Annotated in this window: 18 protein-coding genes; 7 read left to right on the forward strand and 11 right to left on the reverse strand. The window is 55.0% G+C overall.

What is annotated here, in order from left to right:
- Positions 1–13: 13 nt before the first annotated feature.
- Complete coding sequence (locus AC6I8A_RS05805) at positions 14–439, forward strand: GNAT family N-acetyltransferase (protein WP_479486797.1); 426 nt, start codon at positions 14–16, stop codon at positions 437–439.
- Here AC6I8A_RS05805 and AC6I8A_RS05810 read toward each other — a convergent pair.
- Positions 423–1,778 (reverse strand): aminotransferase-like domain-containing protein, encoded by a 1,356-nt coding sequence (locus AC6I8A_RS05810; protein WP_497818172.1) that lies wholly within the window; start codon positions 1,776–1,778, stop codon positions 423–425. The two genes, AC6I8A_RS05805 and AC6I8A_RS05810, sit on opposite strands and share 17 nt — an antisense overlap.
- A gap of 138 nt (positions 1,779–1,916) precedes the next feature.
- Here AC6I8A_RS05810 and AC6I8A_RS05815 point away from each other — a divergent pair, with 138 nt between their 5' ends.
- The 6 genes from AC6I8A_RS05815 to tatE all read left to right on the forward strand — a co-directional run bounded on the left by AC6I8A_RS05815 (position 1,917) and on the right by tatE (position 6,601).
- Positions 1,917–2,876, forward strand: a complete 960-nt coding sequence (locus AC6I8A_RS05815; protein WP_497818173.1) for an ABC transporter substrate-binding protein — start codon at positions 1,917–1,919, stop codon at positions 2,874–2,876.
- 2 nt (positions 2,877–2,878) lie between these two features.
- Positions 2,879–3,673, forward strand: a complete 795-nt coding sequence (locus AC6I8A_RS05820; protein WP_497818174.1) for a deaminated glutathione amidase — start codon at positions 2,879–2,881, stop codon at positions 3,671–3,673.
- A 19-nt stretch (positions 3,674–3,692) separates the two neighbouring features.
- Positions 3,693–4,580 (forward strand): ABC transporter substrate-binding protein, encoded by an 888-nt coding sequence (locus AC6I8A_RS05825; RefSeq protein WP_479486800.1) that lies wholly within the window; start codon positions 3,693–3,695, stop codon positions 4,578–4,580.
- A complete protein-coding gene (locus tag AC6I8A_RS05830) occupies positions 4,577–5,536 on the forward strand; it encodes an amino acid ABC transporter permease (protein WP_256695895.1) in 960 nt (319 codons plus the stop codon). Before AC6I8A_RS05825 ends, AC6I8A_RS05830 begins: the two co-directional genes overlap by 4 nt.
- Positions 5,533–6,303: an amino acid ABC transporter ATP-binding protein gene (locus AC6I8A_RS05835; RefSeq protein WP_436331606.1), complete on the forward strand. Its 771-nt coding sequence runs from the start codon at positions 5,533–5,535 to the stop codon at positions 6,301–6,303. Before AC6I8A_RS05830 ends, AC6I8A_RS05835 begins: the two co-directional genes overlap by 4 nt.
- Positions 6,304–6,397: 94 nt before the next feature.
- Positions 6,398–6,601 (forward strand): twin-arginine translocase subunit TatE, encoded by a 204-nt coding sequence (gene tatE / locus AC6I8A_RS05840; RefSeq protein ID WP_256695897.1) that lies wholly within the window; start codon positions 6,398–6,400, stop codon positions 6,599–6,601.
- Positions 6,602–6,690: 89 nt separating this feature from the next.
- On the opposite strand, the gene AC6I8A_RS05845 is transcribed toward tatE, so the two are convergent.
- The 10 genes from AC6I8A_RS05845 to rsfS all read right to left on the reverse strand — a co-directional run bounded on the left by AC6I8A_RS05845 (position 6,691) and on the right by rsfS (position 16,392).
- Positions 6,691–7,737 (reverse strand): hypothetical protein, encoded by a 1,047-nt coding sequence (locus tag AC6I8A_RS05845; RefSeq protein WP_436331605.1) that lies wholly within the window; start codon positions 7,735–7,737, stop codon positions 6,691–6,693.
- Between the two features lie 147 nt (positions 7,738–7,884).
- Positions 7,885–8,850, reverse strand: a complete 966-nt coding sequence (gene lipA, locus AC6I8A_RS05850) for a lipoyl synthase (protein WP_265299571.1) — start codon at positions 8,848–8,850, stop codon at positions 7,885–7,887.
- Positions 8,851–9,026: 176 nt separating this feature from the next.
- Positions 9,027–9,677: a lipoyl(octanoyl) transferase LipB gene (gene lipB / locus AC6I8A_RS05855; protein WP_256695900.1), complete on the reverse strand. Its 651-nt coding sequence runs from the start codon at positions 9,675–9,677 to the stop codon at positions 9,027–9,029.
- 69 nt (positions 9,678–9,746) lie between these two features.
- Entirely contained in the window at positions 9,747–10,010 is a 264-nt protein-coding gene (gene ybeD, locus AC6I8A_RS05860; protein ID WP_008103691.1) for a DUF493 family protein YbeD, read from the reverse strand.
- A 97-nt stretch (positions 10,011–10,107) separates the two neighbouring features.
- On the reverse strand, positions 10,108–11,319 hold the full coding sequence (gene dacA / locus AC6I8A_RS05865) for a D-alanyl-D-alanine carboxypeptidase DacA (protein ID WP_256695901.1): 1,212 nt from the start codon (positions 11,317–11,319) through the stop codon (positions 10,108–10,110).
- Between the two features lie 117 nt (positions 11,320–11,436).
- On the reverse strand, positions 11,437–12,531 hold the full coding sequence (gene rlpA / locus AC6I8A_RS05870; protein WP_497818175.1) for an endolytic peptidoglycan transglycosylase RlpA: 1,095 nt from the start codon (positions 12,529–12,531) through the stop codon (positions 11,437–11,439).
- A gap of 10 nt (positions 12,532–12,541) precedes the next feature.
- A complete protein-coding gene (mrdB, locus tag AC6I8A_RS05875) occupies positions 12,542–13,654 on the reverse strand; it encodes a peptidoglycan glycosyltransferase MrdB (protein ID WP_036648258.1) in 1,113 nt (370 codons plus the stop codon).
- An 8-nt stretch (positions 13,655–13,662) separates the two neighbouring features.
- On the reverse strand, positions 13,663–15,567 hold the full coding sequence (gene mrdA / locus AC6I8A_RS05880; protein WP_256695903.1) for a peptidoglycan DD-transpeptidase MrdA: 1,905 nt from the start codon (positions 15,565–15,567) through the stop codon (positions 13,663–13,665).
- Between the two features lie 33 nt (positions 15,568–15,600).
- Positions 15,601–16,071, reverse strand: a complete 471-nt coding sequence (rlmH, locus tag AC6I8A_RS05885) for a 23S rRNA (pseudouridine(1915)-N(3))-methyltransferase RlmH (RefSeq protein ID WP_008103678.1) — start codon at positions 16,069–16,071, stop codon at positions 15,601–15,603.
- 3 nt (positions 16,072–16,074) lie between these two features.
- The gene (gene rsfS, locus AC6I8A_RS05890; RefSeq protein ID WP_061717393.1) at positions 16,075–16,392 is read right to left on the reverse strand and encodes a ribosome silencing factor; all 318 of its coding nucleotides are present in this window, start codon (positions 16,390–16,392) and stop codon (positions 16,075–16,077) included.
- Positions 16,393–16,424: the final 32 nt, after the last annotated feature.

Raw genomic sequence — 16,424 nt, forward strand, 5'->3', positions numbered from 1 at the left:
ATGAGGAGGCAGGATGAACATACGTCAGGCACAGGTAAAAGACAGTTTTGCATTGAGCGCGTTGTTGACCGAATTAGGTTATAGCGCGACGGAAGGATTTATCGATTCGCGTTTGGCGCAGCTTATTGATCATCCCGATGAAACGTTGTTGGTCGCTGAACACGGCAATCAGGTGCTGGGTTTTCTGTCATTGCACTTTATTCCACAGCTGGCATTGGCCGGCGATTTTGCCCGCATCAGCTACTTCTGTATTGCCGAAGGCGAACGCAGCAAGGGCAGTGGACAGCAGCTTTTGAATCACGCCGAACAGCTGGCGCGTTCACGTGGTTGCGATCGCATGGAAGTGCATTGCCACTCATCGCGTCTCAAAGCCAACCAGTTCTATGCGCGCGAGGGTTATGTGGAATCCCCGCGCTATCACATTAAAGCTCTGGGTTGAGATTTAGCTCGCGTCCGCTGGCAATCACAATGGCATCGGCGATGCTGTCGAGTTGTGCAAAAGGCAGCAACGCCGCACTGACGCGAATGAATTGCCGGCTGTTAATACTACAGCGTTCGCCGGGCAGCACGGCAATGCCTCGCGCGGCCAGCGTGATCATCGCGTACTGCTCCGATTCCACTGGAATCCACACGCTTAATCCATCGCGCTCCTCCAGCACCAAACCGCGTTTCGCCAGCGCTGCCAGTAATTGCTGGCGACGTTGCGCATAGGTGGCTTTGGCCTGCTGAATACGCTGCTGAGTCTGCTCGTCGTTGAGCATCCACGCCACGGCATCCTGCAAAATACGGCTGGTCCAGCTGACGCCAAAGTTGCGCCACGCTTGCAGACGCTTCACCATTTCCGCAGTGCCTGATAACACCGCCAGACGCAAATCTGGTCCATAAGCTTTGGAAAACGAGTGCACATGCAGCACGCGTTCGGGATAGTGGAAGCCGAGGCTAAACACCGGCCAGCGCGACAGATCACCAATGCCATCATCTTCCACGATGATGGTGCTGCTGTTAGCCAGCACACGTGCGAGCTCTGCACTGCGTCGCTGACTCACGCTGTGTCCGGTGGCTGAATGGGTGCGCGGCTGATAGATAAACATCGCCGGCGATTTCTGCATCAGCGTGCTCAGCGCCGAGGGAATTGGCCCTTGCTCATCGCACGGCAACGGCAAAATTTCAGCGCCAATGTTGTCTAAAATATCCAGTAATCGTGTGGCAGTAGGATCTTCAATCACCACACGATCGCCTGGAGACAGCAAGGTTTGCACAATCAGGTTCATGGCATCAAAACCACCGTCGGTCGCCAGCCAGGCTTCGGCGGGATAGGGCCAGCGCGGCGTCACGGCATCCTGCAATTGCGGTGAAATCGCCTCGCGCTGGTAGCTATTCAGTTGCGGTGAGCCAATGCCAGCCAGCATCGCCTGACGCAGATCCGGTAACAAGTCTGGATCTGGTGAAGCCATTGCCAGTGACGCCTGAACATTCTCACCGTAATTACCGATCTTCTCGAAACGAATCGGACGCGGCATTACGCTGTTGCCGCTCACCCACACGCCGCTGCGACCTTTCCCCGCCAGCACTTTCTGCTTCTTCAGTTGCGCCCAGGCCGCGGAAACCGTTGCCGGACTCACGCCCAGTCGTTCTGCCAACTCGCGTACCGCCGGCATTTGCATGCCAATTGCAATCTGCCCATCGCGAATCAGTGTTGATGCCGCATGCGTGATGCCTTTAACTGAGGCATCCGTGATCTGCTGGCTAAGCCACTCCAAATCCACACTTTGCGTCATAAGAAAATCCTTTGTTCAGTAACAAATAATAGATTGTTCAGGTTAGTATTCGCGTTTTAGACTCAAATTCAAGCACTATTTGCTGCATAAATAATCACAGCCGCAGGGCTGGCAGAACAGACGGGGGAAGGCATAACTATGGTAACCATCAGACTGGCGGTACGTGACTGGGATTACTTCACACCGCTGGCACTTGGCGATATCAAACCGGAAGGTTTCACGCTGGAGATCGATCGGGTTGGCATGTTGGTGGATAACCTCGCCAGCAGCGATAAATACGATGCCGGTGAAGTGTCGTTTAGCCGCTTTGCTCAGGCGCGGGCTAAAGGTGACACTTCGCTGCTGGGCCTGCCACACTTCCTGATGCGCGGTTTCCGCCAGCGCTGCATCATCACGTGCAGCGACAGCCCGATTACCACGCCAGCGCAGCTGAAAGGAAAAAAGATTGGCGTAACCGGCTGGCAGGATTCAGGCAACACCTGGACGCGCACCGTGCTGCGTGAAGCGGGCGTGGAGATTGATGATGCGTACTGGTTTGCCGGACGTTTGACCGAAGATCATCCGATTGTTGATCGTCTGGCCGGTTTTGGCCGCCCGGGCCGCATTGAACCGGCGCCAGGCGAGCGCCCCCTAATTGAACTGCTGAAGGCGGGCGAGCTGGATGCGGTCTTTACGCCCTTTATGCCGGAAGGTTTCTTCCTCGCCGATTCAGGTCTGCGCCAGTTGCAGGTGGATTTTGCCGCTGCCGAGCGCGACTATTTTAATCGCGTCGGTTATGTGCCGGGCATTCACTTGCTGGCGCTGAAGCCCGCCTTAGCCGAGGCGCATCCGTGGCTGCCGCAGGCGCTGAGCGACATCATTGATCGTTCATACCAGATGTGGATGAAGAAGCGCGAGAAATACGCCGACACCACGCCGTGGCTGCTGGACGATTTGCGGCGCACCGCGCAGGAATTACCCGCCAACTGGAATCAGAACGGATTTTCGGTTAACAAAAAGATGATTGCCGACTTTGCGAATGAGCTGTTCCAGCAAGGCCTAACCCAAACATTGCTGACACCGGAAGTGATTTTCCCGGCTGCGGCGCAAGGAGAATAACCATGAAAGTAGCAATGGGGCAATTTGCCGTTAGCCGCGAATGGCAGGAAAACACCGATATCTGCATCGGGCTGATGAACCAGGCGCTGGCGGGCGGCGCGGATCTGCTGGTGCTGCCGGAAGGCGTGCTGGCGCGTGATATCGCCGATCCCGATCTGGTGCTGAAAGCGGCGCAGCCGCTGGATGGTCCTTTCGTCACGCAGTTGCTGGCGGTTAGCAAAGGCAACAACCTGACCACCATGATGAGCGTGCACGTGCCGACAGAAGGGCAGAAGGCGCTCAACGTGCTGATCGCCATTCGCAACGGTGAAATCATCGCCAAATATGTGAAGCTGCACCTGTACGATGCCTTCGCCATGCAGGAGTCGCAGCGCGTGAATCCAGGGCGCGAGATTCCGCCGCTGGTTGAAGTCGCGGGCATGAAAGTCGGGTTGATGACCTGCTATGACGTGCGTTTCCCGGAGCTGGCACGTCGCCTGGTGCTCGACGGCGCCGATGTGCTGGTGCTGCCGGCGGCGTGGGTGAAAGGCCCGCTGAAAGAGATGCACTGGGAATTGCTGACCACCGCGCGTGCGCTGGAAAACACTTGCTACATGGTGGCGGTTGGCGAATGCGGTCCACGCAACATCGGCAACAGTCTGGTGATCGATCCGTTGGGCGTGGCGATCGCCAAAGCGCCGGAATCAGCCGCGCTGGTGTTTGCCGATCTCGATCCACAGCGCATCGCCTATGCACGCAGCGTACTGCCGGTGCTGGAGAATCGTTGTTTCGCTCATCCCGAACTTAAACCACTTTGATCGCTGGGGAATCTGACTGATGAAAATTCTTGCTACCGCCATCGTGCTTTCATTGGGCCTGACGGCCTGCCTGGCTCATGCAGCCGACGCTATTCCGGCGCAAAAAGTGGATCAGGCACTGCACGATCGTCTGCCAGCAGAGATTAAAAGCAGCGGCAAAATGATCTCGGTGAACAACGGCTCCTTTCCTCCGTACGAGATCGTTAACGGTCCGCACTCAATGGATGGTGCCTCCGCCGATCTCACCGAAGCGCTGGCACAGCTGCTGGGCGTGAAGATTGAACATGCCACCGTCAGCGGTTTATCGGGCGTGCTCACCGGTATTAATTCTGGCCGTTACCAGATGGCGATTGGGCCGATTGGGGATTATCCGGATCGTCAGCAGAAGGTCGATTTTATCGACTTCGTACAGGAGTTCGTGGTGTTTGGCGTGCAGAAAGGCAATCCATCCAAGATTAACGGTCTGGAAGATACCTGCGGCAAACGCATTGCGGTGATGGCGGCGGGTTCAGCGGAGCAGGTGATTCGTAAGCAGTCCGATGCCTGTGTCGCGGCGGGTAAACCGGCGGTGGTGGTGCAATCCTTTACCGATCAGCCGTCGTCGATTTTAGCCGTGCGCTCAAAACGCTCCGATGCCTTCTTCTCATCGCAGGCGCCACTGACTTACTTTATCGAACAGGCTAACGGTCAGCTGGAGCTGTCGGGCAAAGGCAAGAAAAACGGCTTTGGCGACATTTTCCAGGGCACCGTGGTACCGAAGGGGTCGGAACTCGGCAATGTGGTGCTGGATGCTTACAAAGAGCTGTTCAGTAACGGCACCTACGCGGCCATCATGAAGAAGTGGAAGTTAGACGGCAACGTGTTGCAGCAACCGGGACGTAACCTGGCGCAAGGGGCAGCAAAATGAGTCCGGTCACCAACAATTCGCGAGCCAGGGATAAGGCCGACGTGCAGCAGCGCGATGTGGCTTTTGCCCGCAGTGCGCCCACTTATGGGCGCTGGATCTCATGGATTTTGGTGCTGGTTATTGCCGCAGACTTCCTCTGGCTGGTGGCGACCAACCCCAATTTTGAGTGGAACGTCGTGCTACAGTGGTTCACCGAAGGTTCGGTGATGAAAGGCCTGCAGGTTACGCTCGGCTTAACGGTGGTGTCGATGATTCTTGGCACGCTGCTGGGGCTGTTGCTGGGCGTGTGGCGTCTTTCGGATAACAAATTGCTGAGCGGCTTATCGTCGCTCTACATCTGGTTTTTCCGTGGTACGCCGCTGCTGGTGCAGCTGATCTTTTGGTACAACCTGTCGACGCTGTTTCCCACGATCTCGATCACTATTCCGTGGACGGATATCACCTTTGCCAGCTGGAATACCAACGATCTGATTACGCCATTGACCGCAGCGATTGCTGGACTGGCGCTTAATGAAGCGGCCTATATGGCCGAGATCATTCGTGCTGGCTTGCTGTCCGTGGATAACGGTCAGGTTGAAACCACGCAGGCGTTTGGCATGAGCCGCAGCCGCGCGCTGCGCCGTGTCATCATTCCACAGGCGATGCGTTCGATCATTCCGCCAACCGGCAACCAGTTGATTAGCATGATCAAAGCGACCTCGCTGGTGAGTGTGATCGCCATGGGCGATCTGTTGTACTCGGTGCAGGCCGTGTATAACCGCACCTTTGAAATTATCCCGATGCTGATGGTTGCAGTGATTTGGTATCTGTTTATCACCTCGATTCTCAACGTGGGTCAGTCCGCCATCGAGCGTTACTACGCTCGCGGCACTACCCGCACGGTGGTGAACAAACGTCGTGTTGCCGCTAACGAAGCCGCGCCAGCCGTCGCGCACCGTCTGAAGGAGGATGTATGAGTGACGTTCAGCCGCTGGTGCGTGCGCGTAATGTGCAGAAGAGTTATGGCGATAATGAGGTGCTGAAAGGCATCGATCTCGATGTGTTTCCCGGTGAAGTGGTGGTGATTCTCGGGCCATCGGGTTCGGGTAAATCTACCTTTTTGCGCTGCATTAATCATCTGGAAGACATGAATGCCGGTTCGATTATGGTGGGTGACGATCAGATCGGGTACGAGCTGAAGCGTGGTATTTTGCATCGCCTGTCGGCGCGTAAAATTGCTCATCAGCGTCAGAAAATCGGTATGGTGTTTCAGCAGTTCAACCTCTATCCGCATATGACGGTGCTGCAAAACATCATTGAAGCGCCGATTGGTGTGCACAAATTTGCGCGGCAGGACGCGCTCAAGCATGCCCGTGAACTGCTGGCGACCGTGGGATTGAGTGACAAAGCCGATGCCTGGCCGCGTCATCTGTCAGGGGGGCAACAGCAGCGTGTGGCGATTGCGCGTGCGCTGGCGATTAAACCGGCGCTGATGCTGTTCGATGAACCCACTTCGGCACTCGATCCGGAGTTAGTCGGCGAAGTGCTGGCCACCATGCGCACATTAGCCGATCAAGGTCTGACCATGGTTGTGGTGACCCATGAAATTGGTTTCGCGCGTGAGGCGGCCGATCGCGTGGTGTTTATGGATGGTGGCGTGGTGGTGGAGCAGGGCAGTCCGGAGCAAGTGATTGGTAATCCGCAGCATCCGCGCACGCAGGCGTTTCTCAGCCGCTTTATTTAGGCGGTCTCACTCTGTTACAGATTGCAGTTGAGGCCGTTTATAAACTGCGCGTTAATAGTCAGGTCGGTTTTTCACATTGGTTGAAAGGTAAATTATGGAAGGTATCAGTATTGCCAAACTGCTGATCATCGGTGCGCTCATCGTACTGCTTTTTGGCACCAACAAGTTACGTTCACTGGGTGGCGATCTGGGTTCCGCAATCAAAGGCTTTAAGAAAGCCATGAAAGATGATGAATCCGGCGCATCCAAAAGCAGCGTTGAAGAAGCGCCTGCTGAACGTGTCAGCCACAAAGAGTAATCTCTGCGCCGAACGTCAATAAGTGTAAATATTTATTACGTTGATAAAAAACCAGACTGTTGTCAGTCTGGTTTTTGTTTTTTTGCGTCTTAGTGCCAAACAATGCTGGCAACACCTTGTTCATGTAGATCAAACAAGCTGGTGTGAACCATTGATGGATAGGTAGTGATCCCATCCTGGGTTTGCCAGTCATCAAGCATCAGGTCAGTTAAAACCAACGGCAACAGTGACACTGGCGTTTCATCCTGTGGAGGGACCCAGTCGATTAGCGCCGCATCAATCATATCCAGCTGACCGTCCTCGATTGGCAACAGAATGATGCTGGGTTTGGCTTCGATGACAAATAGCCAGTCGATTTTGTTGCCAACCACGCCCTGCGCACTGCTCGGCATGGCACTGAACGTATGCTGAGCGGCGGGCAAATCCGCAGGCAGTGCAAACTGCCATTGACCGTCATCCGCAATCTCCTGGCTTCCAACCAGCACATCATCAATGTAGAAAAGCAAGATAGAACCTACAGGCGCATCACCACTGAATAGGGTATTGCCGTTTTCATCCTGTGTATTGCGGTTGATGGTTACTTCGCTCTCCACTGCGGCAAGCGTTGTGATCGTTACCCACGATGCCGGTTCGCTGGCAGGCTGGTCAGGCAATGCCAACAGTTCATGTATCGCCACGTCAATAAATTGCGGGTTGGATTCTGCTGCCCAGTTTGATGAAACTGGCATCGTAATCTCCGCCCCCAGCAGCTCAAAGTTCCATTGGTTTTCTGCATCATATGCAATCAATGAATGCGTCATGTGCAGGGTTGGGGACGGGGAGATTGCTGGCAGGATCGTCACTGCTGGCTGAGCAAGGGCCACTTCCGCGTTAACCCACGCCTTTTCAGGAAGCGGCAGTTGCAGATGCATCTCGTTGTAGCGATGCTCAATACTGATGGCGGTAGCGATAAACGCATTGGCACAGGACGCGTGCGCTGACGTATAGGGATTGGTGATGTCTTTCGGCGTGGTGCGCGTTTTTAGCGCCTCCAGGCTCTCTTCTGATGCGCCATAGTGCCGCGCCTCTGAGGATGGACCTGACACATCCGGTGCTCGTAGTACATCGAGCGCCTTTCTATGAAAGGAAGTTTGCATAATCTGACCTTCAAAAAATACACTGAGAAAAAATGAACAGGCTCTTATGGCCTCAGCGGTTAAAGCGTCAGGTTTGCGACAAAGATTAAGTGGGTGTGGGGGGATTTTTGCGATTGCGCCCTATTAAGAACGCAATCGCGAGGAATATTACTTAACTTCCAGACCTTTGGCCTGCATATCGGCGTGATAAGACGAGCGCACAAACGGGCCGCAGGCGGCATGGGTGAAGCCCATCGCCATCGCTTCCTCTTTCATCTCATCAAACTCGGCTGGGCTAACGTAGCGCTGTACCGGCAAGTGGTGACGGCTCGGTTGCAGATACTGTCCCAGCGTCAGCATGGTGACGCCGTGGCGACGCAGATCGCGCATCACTTCAATGATCTCGGCATTGGTTTCGCCAAGGCCCACCATCAAACCCGATTTTGTCGGGATATCCGGATGTGCTTCTTTGAAACGCTCCAGCAGCTTCAGTGACCAATCGTAGTTGGCGCCTGGGCGGACCTGACGGTAAACGCGCGGCACGTTTTCCAGATTGTGGTTAAACACATCAGGTGGCGTCGCGGTGAGGATGTCCAGCGCGCGATCCATACGACCACGGAAGTCCGGCACCAGCGTTTCAATTTTGATGGTTGGGCTTTTTTCGCGAATCGCGCTGATGCAGTCGGCAAAGTGCTGAGCACCGCCGTCGCGCAGGTCATCACGATCCACCGAAGTAATCACCACATAACGCAGCGCCATATCGGCGATGGTTTGGGCCAGTTTCAGCGGTTCGTTGGCGTCAGGCATATTCGGACGGCCATGGGCCACGTCGCAGAATGGGCAGCGGCGGGTACAAATTGCGCCGAGGATCATAAAGGTCGCGGTGCCGTGGTTAAAACACTCGGCAAGGTTAGGGCAGGAGGCTTCTTCACACACTGAGTGCAGACCGTTTTTACGCATCGCGGCTTTGATGCCCTGAATGCGGCTGGAATCCGCAGGCAGTTTGATCTTCATCCATTCCGGCTTACGCAGAATTTCTTCACGCTCAACCATCACGGTTTTCACCGGGATTAGCGCCATTTTGTCGGCATCGCGATACTTGACGCCACGTTCCATCTGAATTGGTTTACTCATAAATCTGCAGGTTCCGGTCGGGATTGCGATTTGAAAGCTTCCTCACTCAAACTGAGAACCAGGCTTTCAACTTTTTTTGAAAATATGGCAAAAATTATATCATCTCGTCTGCCCATAAGCAGCCGATTAGCCAGTGCAAAAGTTACAATTTTGTAAATGCGCACGTACAGTCAAGGTCAGACTGCGGCATCACTTTGCCATTCCAGTTGGGTAAATCCGGTCAAACGGGCGAAATGCTGCACCAGACGCGGCTGCACATCGGCGGGCGTAACGCCCGGCTGCAGCTGGCTGAGCTGCGTCATCTGCATTCCGGCATAACCGCACGGATTGATGCGCAGGAAGGGCGCGAGATCCATCGCCACATTCAGCGCCAGGCCGTGAAACGAGCAGCCTTTACGGATGCGCAGCCCCAGCGAACAAATCTTGTCATCGCCCACGTACACGCCTGGCGCATCCGGTCGCGCACGGGCGCGGATGTTGTAGTCGGCGAGCGTGGCGATCACCGTTTCTTCCAGTGCCGTCACCAACTCACGCACGCCCATCTTGCGGCGTTTCACGTCGATCAGCACATACATCACCTGTTGGCCGGGGCCATGGTAGGTGACCTGGCCGCCGCGATCGCTTTGTACCACCGGAATATCGCCCGGCATCAGCAGATGTTCGGCTTTACCTGCCTGACCTTGGGTAAACACGGGATGATGTTCCACCAGCCAGATTTCATCGGCGGTGTTGCTGTCGCGTTGATCGGTAAAGTGATGCATCGCATCGGAGATGGGTTGCCAATCGCGCTGGCCGAGTTGACGAACAAGAAGCGTATTAGCTGACAAAGCAGAGATCCGGTAAAGAGTGGAAGGCAGAGTATAACGCTGGCAAAGCGGACTTTGCCAGCGCCAGAATTACAGCACCATACGCACGATTTCGATGTTGCCCAGCTCTTCGTACAGGGTTTCAACCTGCTCAATGTGGGTGGCGATGATGGTAATGGAAACCGAGTGATAGTTGCCTTTGCTGCTTGGCTTAACGTCCGGTTTGTAATCGCCTGGCGCGTGGCGCTGCACCACTTCAACCACTTGATCAACCAGCTCCGGTTGCGCCAAACCCATCACTTTGTAGGTGAAAGGCGTAGGGAATTCGAGCAGTTCATTCAATTTGGTTTTCATACATTAACTCCGGAGCTTAAAAAAACAGGCTCCCGCCGAGGCGGGAGCAAAGATAGTAGCTTATTTGGGGGCAAATTGGCGTTTTTTCAAGCGCGCCTTAGCCAAACCAGTGGTGGAACATCAGTTTGATGTAATCGATGATGCGGCCGAAGAAACCGCCTTCTTTCACTTCGTTCAGCACCACCAGCGGACGCTGTTCAACGGTTTTGCCATCCAACTGGAAGTTGATGCTGCCCACGACCTGATTTTTCTGCAGCGGTGCGTGCAGTTCAGTGTTGTTCAGCACATAGCTGGCTTTCAGGTCTTTCATGCGGCCACGTGGGATGGTCAGATAGGCATCTTTTTCCACGCCCAGCTGAACACGATCGCTGTCACCGAACCACACGGGCTCAGACGCAAATTCTTTGCCTGCTTTCAGCGGTGCCACGGTTTCGAAGAAGCGGAAGCCCCACGTCAGCAATTTCTTGCTCTCGGTTTCACGGCCTTTATAAGTCCGACCGCCCATCACTGCGGAGATCAAACGCATCTGGCCTTCAGTGGCAGAGGCTACCAGGTTGTAGCCCGCTGCGTCTGTGTGACCAGTTTTGATGCCATCCACGTTCAGGCTGGTATCCCACAGCAAACCGTTGCGGTTAGTCTGCTTGATGTTGTTAAAGGTGAAATCTTTTTCACGGTAAACCGCGTACTCATCGGGCACGTCACGGATCAGCGCCTGGCCGATCAACGCCATATCGCGCGGCGAACTGTATTGGCCTTCGGCATCCAAACCGTGCACGGTCTGGAAGTGGGTGTTTTTCAGGCCCAGTGCGCCAACGTAGTTGTTCATCAGGTTAACGAATGCGTCCTGGCTGCCGGCAACATAATCCGCCATCGCCACACAAGCGTCGTTACCTGATTGCAGCACGATGCCGCGCGTCAGCTGAGAAACCGGTACACGATCGCCTGGCTTCAGGAACATCAGGGATGAACCTTTGAATACCGGATTACCGGTTGCCCAGGCATCTTTGCCCACGGTCACGATGTCATCGTTATGGATTTTGCCCGCTTTGACCGCCTGACCAATCACGTAGCTGGTCATCATTTTGGTCAAACTTGCCGGATCGCGGCGTGCATCCGCGTTCTTTTCGGCCAGCACTTTGCCGGAGTTATAGTCGATCAGCACATAAGCTTCAGCATCAATGTCCGGTACGCCCGGAATCATAGTCTTAAGGTTAATATCGTCCGCAAAAGCGGCATGGCTGAGAGAAAGAGCGACCAGTGATCCCACTGTCAGGCGTTTCAGAAAACGAGAAGGTTTCAGCGTATTCATGTTCAGGACTACAACATCCGTGGGTTTAGAGTGAAAAAAGTGCCTAACTATAGCAAACGCCCGATCGGGCCACATCTTGCTTTGCAAATCAGTTTCAGCAGGAAATGTCACTGTCCGTTACATTGATGGACGGGCAGTGGTAATAAATGAGCTCATTTGCGCTTCAGTGTTTAGACGCTGCTGCAACGCGGCGGCTTCGGCACGGCTTTTATAGCCACCTAACTGAATACGATAGACGTTGCCATTGGCTTCAACGGTGCCCGGTACGCCAAAACGTTTACCCAGGCTTTCCGCCAGCTGGCGCGCCCGCGCTGGATCGTTAATCGCACCAACCTGCACCACATAACCGCTGCCGGCATGGGCATTCTGGCTGCTGGGAGGCGCTGCTGCTGCGGTTGGCGCGGAAGAGGGGGCTGCTGCTGGTGCGGCAACCGGCTCGCTGCCTTCCAGCACACCCGTGGCTAACGGCTGCGGTGCGCCGAGAAAGCCGCTGCTTTGCACTGGCGCACCCATGCTGTCACTGCTTTGCAAGGTGCTGTTATCTACGGCGCGCACATCTTGCGGTGCAGGCGCGGGTGCCGCATTGGCGCTACCGCCCATCATCACCATACCGCCGCCGAGGTCCGGACGCGCGGGCAGGGCATAGCTCTGTTTGGCGACGGTGGTTCCGATGGTGCCGGGACCAGAAACTGAGCCATCCGGAGCCACTTTGATGTAATCAACGCGCACGCGGGTATTGTTAGAGATATTCAGGCGATCGCCCGCCGCACGCGACAGGTCGATAATGCGGCCTGGCGTATAAGGACCGCGATCGTTAACGCGCACCACAATCTGGCGACCGTTGGCGAGGTTAGTGACGCGCACATAGCTCGGCAGCGGCAGCGTAGGGTGCGCGGCTGTCATGCCTTCCGGATCGTAAGATTCACCGATAGCAGTGCGATTACCCTGCGCTTCGTCACCGTACCAGGTGGCTAAACCCACTTCACTGTAGTTCGACGGATCTTTGATCACGCGGTAGTTTTTACCGTTGACGCTGTAATCCTGGCTGGTGGAAGGATTGATCGGTTCATAGCGTGGTTCCACGCCAGGAATTTCCACTACCGGGCCGTTATAGGCCGGTTGCGGTGGCGCAGTATTATTCTGCGGTTCCGGTGTGGAACAGGCAGCCAGTACCAATGATGCCAGTGCAACCCCAAGCCAGTCCTTACGCATGTGCAGCCTCTTAAACGCTTTTAGATAACATTTTTCGATGAGTATGGATCGACATCACAATGCCAAATCCAGCCATTAACACAATCAATGCCGATCCGCCGTAGCTCACCAGCGGCAGCGGTACGCCAACCACCGGTAAGATACCACTTACCATGCCAATGTTAACGAAAACATAAACGAATAAAATCAGCATCAAACCGCCCGCCATCACGCGACCAAAGGTGGTTTGCGCGCGCGCCGCAATAATCAGTCCGCGCATGATCAGCAGCAAATAGAGTACCAGCAATAACAACACGCCAACCAGGCCGAGTTCTTCCGCTAACACGGCAAAAATAAAGTCGGTATGACGCTCAGGCAGGAATTCCAGCTGCGATTGGGTGCCATGCAGCCAGCCTTTGCCGCGCAGGCCACCGGAACCGATAGCAATCTTCGACTGAATAATGTGATAACCGGCGCCGAGCGGGTCGCTTTCCGGGTCGAGCAGCATCATCACGCGGTCACGCTGATAATCGTGCATCAGGAAGAACCACAAAATCGGGATAAAGGCCGCCACCAGCAGCACGGCGATACCAATTAGCTTCCAGCTCATACCGGATAAAAACAGCACAAATAGACCGGAAGCGGCGATCAGAATCGACGTACCCAGGTCAGGCTGTGCCGCCACCAGCAGCGTCGGCATGAAAATCAGCACCAGCGCGATGCCGGTGTTTTTCAGCGTCGGCGGACAGACATCGCGGTTAATAAAGCGCGCCACCATCAGCGGCACGGCAATCTTGGCGATCTCCGAGGGCTGAAAGCGCACAAAACCCAAATCGAGCCAGCGCTGTGCGCCTTTACTGATGTGGCCAAAGGCATCCACCGCGATCAGCAATATCACGCAGACAATATAGAGATAGGGTGCCCAGCTTTCGTAAACGCGCGGCGGCACCTGCGCCAGCACCAGCATGATGACGATGCCCATGGCAATCTGCCCGAACTTACGCTCGGTCATGCCGGGATCCTGTCCGCTGGCGCTCCAGATGACAATGGCGCTGTAGGTCAGCAAGCTGAGAATGATCAGCATAAACAGCGGGTCGATATGGATGCGCGTCCAGATCGATCTTTTCTGCGGACTATCGTTCATGGACATTGTTATTCACCTTCGTAGCCGGGCGGCATCGGTGCGGCTTCTGGCAGCACGGTATTATTGTCGCCTAACATAATGTGGTCGAGAATCTGGCGCATCACGGTGCCAACAGCCGGACCTGCGCCGCCGTTTTCCAGAATCATGGTGACGGCCACGCGCGGCTTATCGTACGGCGCGTAAGCGGTCATTAATTTATGGTCGCGCAAGCGCTCTGCAATCTTGTGCGCGTTATAGACTTCATTTTCTTTCAGGCCGTAAACCTGTGCGGTACCGGATTTGGCGGCGATTTTGTAAGGCGCATCGGCAAAACTCTTGTGTGCCGTACCGTTGGCGCGGTTAGCTACGCCATACATGCCGTCTTTAGCAATTTCCCAGTAGCCTGAGTGAATGTCGCCAATCGGTGCATCCGGCGGCTGGCGATAGGGCACCATGGTTTGGCCTTCACGCGTGGCGCGCAGTAAGTGCGGCACCTTGATCACACCGTCGTTAATCAGAATCATCATCGCTTTGTTCATCTGAATCGGTGTCGCGGTCCAGTAGCCCTGACCAATACCCACCGGAATGGTGTCACCTTGATACCACGGTTTCTTAAAGCGCTTAAGCTTCCACTCGCGTGTAGGCATGTTGCCCGCGCTCTCCTGCGGCAGGTCAATGCCGGTGCGATGGCCGTAACCAAACTTAGTCATCCACTCCGACAGGCGATCGATGCCCATATCATAGGCGACCTGATAGAAGAAGGTATCCGCTGATTCTTCCAGCGATTTGGTGACGTTCAGGCGGCCGTGGCCCCATTTTTTCCAGTCACGATAGCGCTTTTCCGAGCCGGGCAGTTGCCACCAGCCAGGATCGAACAGGCTGGTATTGCGGTTGATCACGCCTGCGCTCAGTGCCGATACGGCAACATAAGGTTTCACCGTGGAAGCCGGTGGATAGGAGGCTTGCAGCGCACGGTTATACAGCGGACGGTTTTCGTCGCTTAACAGCGCTTTGTAATCTTTGCTGGAGATGCCGTCGACAAACAGGTTCGGGTCGTAGCTCGGCGTTGATACCAGCGCAAGGATTTCGCCGGTGCGCGGATCGCTCACCACCACCGCCGCGCGGCTGCCGGTCAGCAAGGTTTCGATGTATTGCTGCAGCTTGAGGTCAACCGTCAGATAGATATCGCGTCCGGCCTGCGGAGACTGCTCGTGCAGCTGACGGATGACGCGGCCACGGTTGTTAACTTCAACCTCTTCATAGCCGGTTTTGCCGTGTAGCACATCTTCGTAATAGTTTTCGATGCCGAGCTTGCCGATATCATGGGTAGCCGCATAGTTCGGCCATTTGCCTTCCTGATCGAGGCGTGTGACATCGCGATCGTTAATTTTAGAGACGTAGCCCACCACGTGCGTCAGCGTTTGGCCGTAAGGATAGTAGCGGCGCTGATAGCCTTTTACTTCCACGCCAGGAAAACGGTACTGATTGACGGCAAAACGCGCTACCTGCACCTCGTTTAAACCGATTTTGACCGGAATCGAGGTAAAGCGGCGTGAGCGTTTGCGCTCTTTTTCAAACGCATCGATATCGTCGTCGGTCAGATCCAGCACCGGACGCAGATCCTGTAAGGTCTGCTTCAGGTTTTCGACCTTTTCCGGCATCAGTTCGGCCTGATAGATGGTGCGATTCAACGCCAGCGGCACGCCGTTACGATCAAAAATGATGCCGCGACTCGGCGCCACCGGCACCAGTTTGATGCGGTTTTCATTCGAACGGGTGCTGTAGTCGTCAAAGCGCAGTATTTGCAGGTGGTACATATTGACCACCAGAATGCTGGAGAGCAGCAGGATGCCAACAAAAGCCACCAATGCTCGGCGGACAAAAAGTTTCTGTTCGGCAGTGTAATCGCGAAAGGCGTTGCTCTGTAATTTCATCCGCTACATTTATTGTCTGGGGTTGTCAGGCGTTTATTCACGATGATAAGGATGATTCGTGGTGATGCTCCACGCACGATACAGGCTTTCCGCTACCAGCACACGCACCAGCGGATGTGGCAACGTGAGCGCTGACAGTGACCAGCTTTGTTCGGCAGCGGCCTTGCACGCGGGTGCCAGTCCTTCCGGACCGCCGATCAACAGGCTGACATCGCGGCCATCCAGTTTCCAGCGTTCAAGTTGCTGCGCCAACTGTGGGGTTTCCCAAGGCTGCCCGGGGATATCCAGCGTGACAATACGATTGCCTTTGCCAACGGCGGCCAGCATCGCTTCACCTTCTTTTTCCAGAATGCGTTTGATGTCGGCGTTCTTGCCGCGTTTGCCGGCAGTCACTTCGATCAGTTCAAACGGCATATCTTTCGGGAAGCGGCGCAGATACTCCATGAAACCGGTCTGAACCCAGTCGGGCATTTTAGTGCCGACGGCTACAAGCTGCAGTTTCACGTCTTAGCTCCAGAGTTTTTCCAGCTCGTACAGCTGGCGGCTCTCTGCTTCCATCACGTGCACAATCACGTCACCCAGGTCAACGACCACCCAATCGGAGGCGGTTTTGCTGTCAACACCCAGTGGCCTCAGGCCCGCAGTGCGCGATTCCTGCACCACATGATCGGCGATAGAAGCGACGTGACGTGTTGAAGTGCCGGTGCAAATAATCATGCAATCGGTGATGCTGGATTTGCCCTGAACATCAATAGCAATGATGTCCTGGCCTTTGAGATCATCAATCTTATCAATAACGAATTCTTGGAGTGCTTTACCTTGCAAAAGGTTCCCCTTAAAAACAGGTGATTACGGAC

The organism is Pantoea sp. X-Soil-ISGK-275 (assembly GCF_059730795.1).

Coding starts and splice junctions, on each gene's coding strand:
- AC6I8A_RS05805 (WP_479486797.1), top strand. CDS start 14: ATGAACATACGTCAGGCACAGGTAAAAGACAGTTTTGCATTGAGCGCG.
- AC6I8A_RS05810 (WP_497818172.1), bottom strand. CDS start 1,778: ATGACGCAAAGTGTGGATTTGGAGTGGCTTAGCCAGCAGATCACGGAT.
- AC6I8A_RS05815 (WP_497818173.1), top strand. CDS start 1,917: ATGGTAACCATCAGACTGGCGGTACGTGACTGGGATTACTTCACACCG.
- AC6I8A_RS05820 (WP_497818174.1), top strand. CDS start 2,879: ATGAAAGTAGCAATGGGGCAATTTGCCGTTAGCCGCGAATGGCAGGAA.
- AC6I8A_RS05825 (WP_479486800.1), top strand. CDS start 3,693: ATGAAAATTCTTGCTACCGCCATCGTGCTTTCATTGGGCCTGACGGCC.
- AC6I8A_RS05830 (WP_256695895.1), top strand. CDS start 4,577: ATGAGTCCGGTCACCAACAATTCGCGAGCCAGGGATAAGGCCGACGTG.
- AC6I8A_RS05835 (WP_436331606.1), top strand. CDS start 5,533: ATGAGTGACGTTCAGCCGCTGGTGCGTGCGCGTAATGTGCAGAAGAGT.
- tatE (WP_256695897.1), top strand. CDS start 6,398: ATGGAAGGTATCAGTATTGCCAAACTGCTGATCATCGGTGCGCTCATC.
- AC6I8A_RS05845 (WP_436331605.1), bottom strand. CDS start 7,737: ATGCAAACTTCCTTTCATAGAAAGGCGCTCGATGTACTACGAGCACCG.
- lipA (WP_265299571.1), bottom strand. CDS start 8,850: ATGAGTAAACCAATTCAGATGGAACGTGGCGTCAAGTATCGCGATGCC.
- ybeD (WP_008103691.1), bottom strand. CDS start 10,010: ATGAAAACCAAATTGAATGAACTGCTCGAATTCCCTACGCCTTTCACC.
- dacA (WP_256695901.1), bottom strand. CDS start 11,319: ATGAATACGCTGAAACCTTCTCGTTTTCTGAAACGCCTGACAGTGGGA.
- rlpA (WP_497818175.1), bottom strand. CDS start 12,531: ATGCGTAAGGACTGGCTTGGGGTTGCACTGGCATCATTGGTACTGGCT.
- mrdB (WP_036648258.1), bottom strand. CDS start 13,654: ATGAACGATAGTCCGCAGAAAAGATCGATCTGGACGCGCATCCATATC.
- mrdA (WP_256695903.1), bottom strand. CDS start 15,567: ATGAAATTACAGAGCAACGCCTTTCGCGATTACACTGCCGAACAGAAA.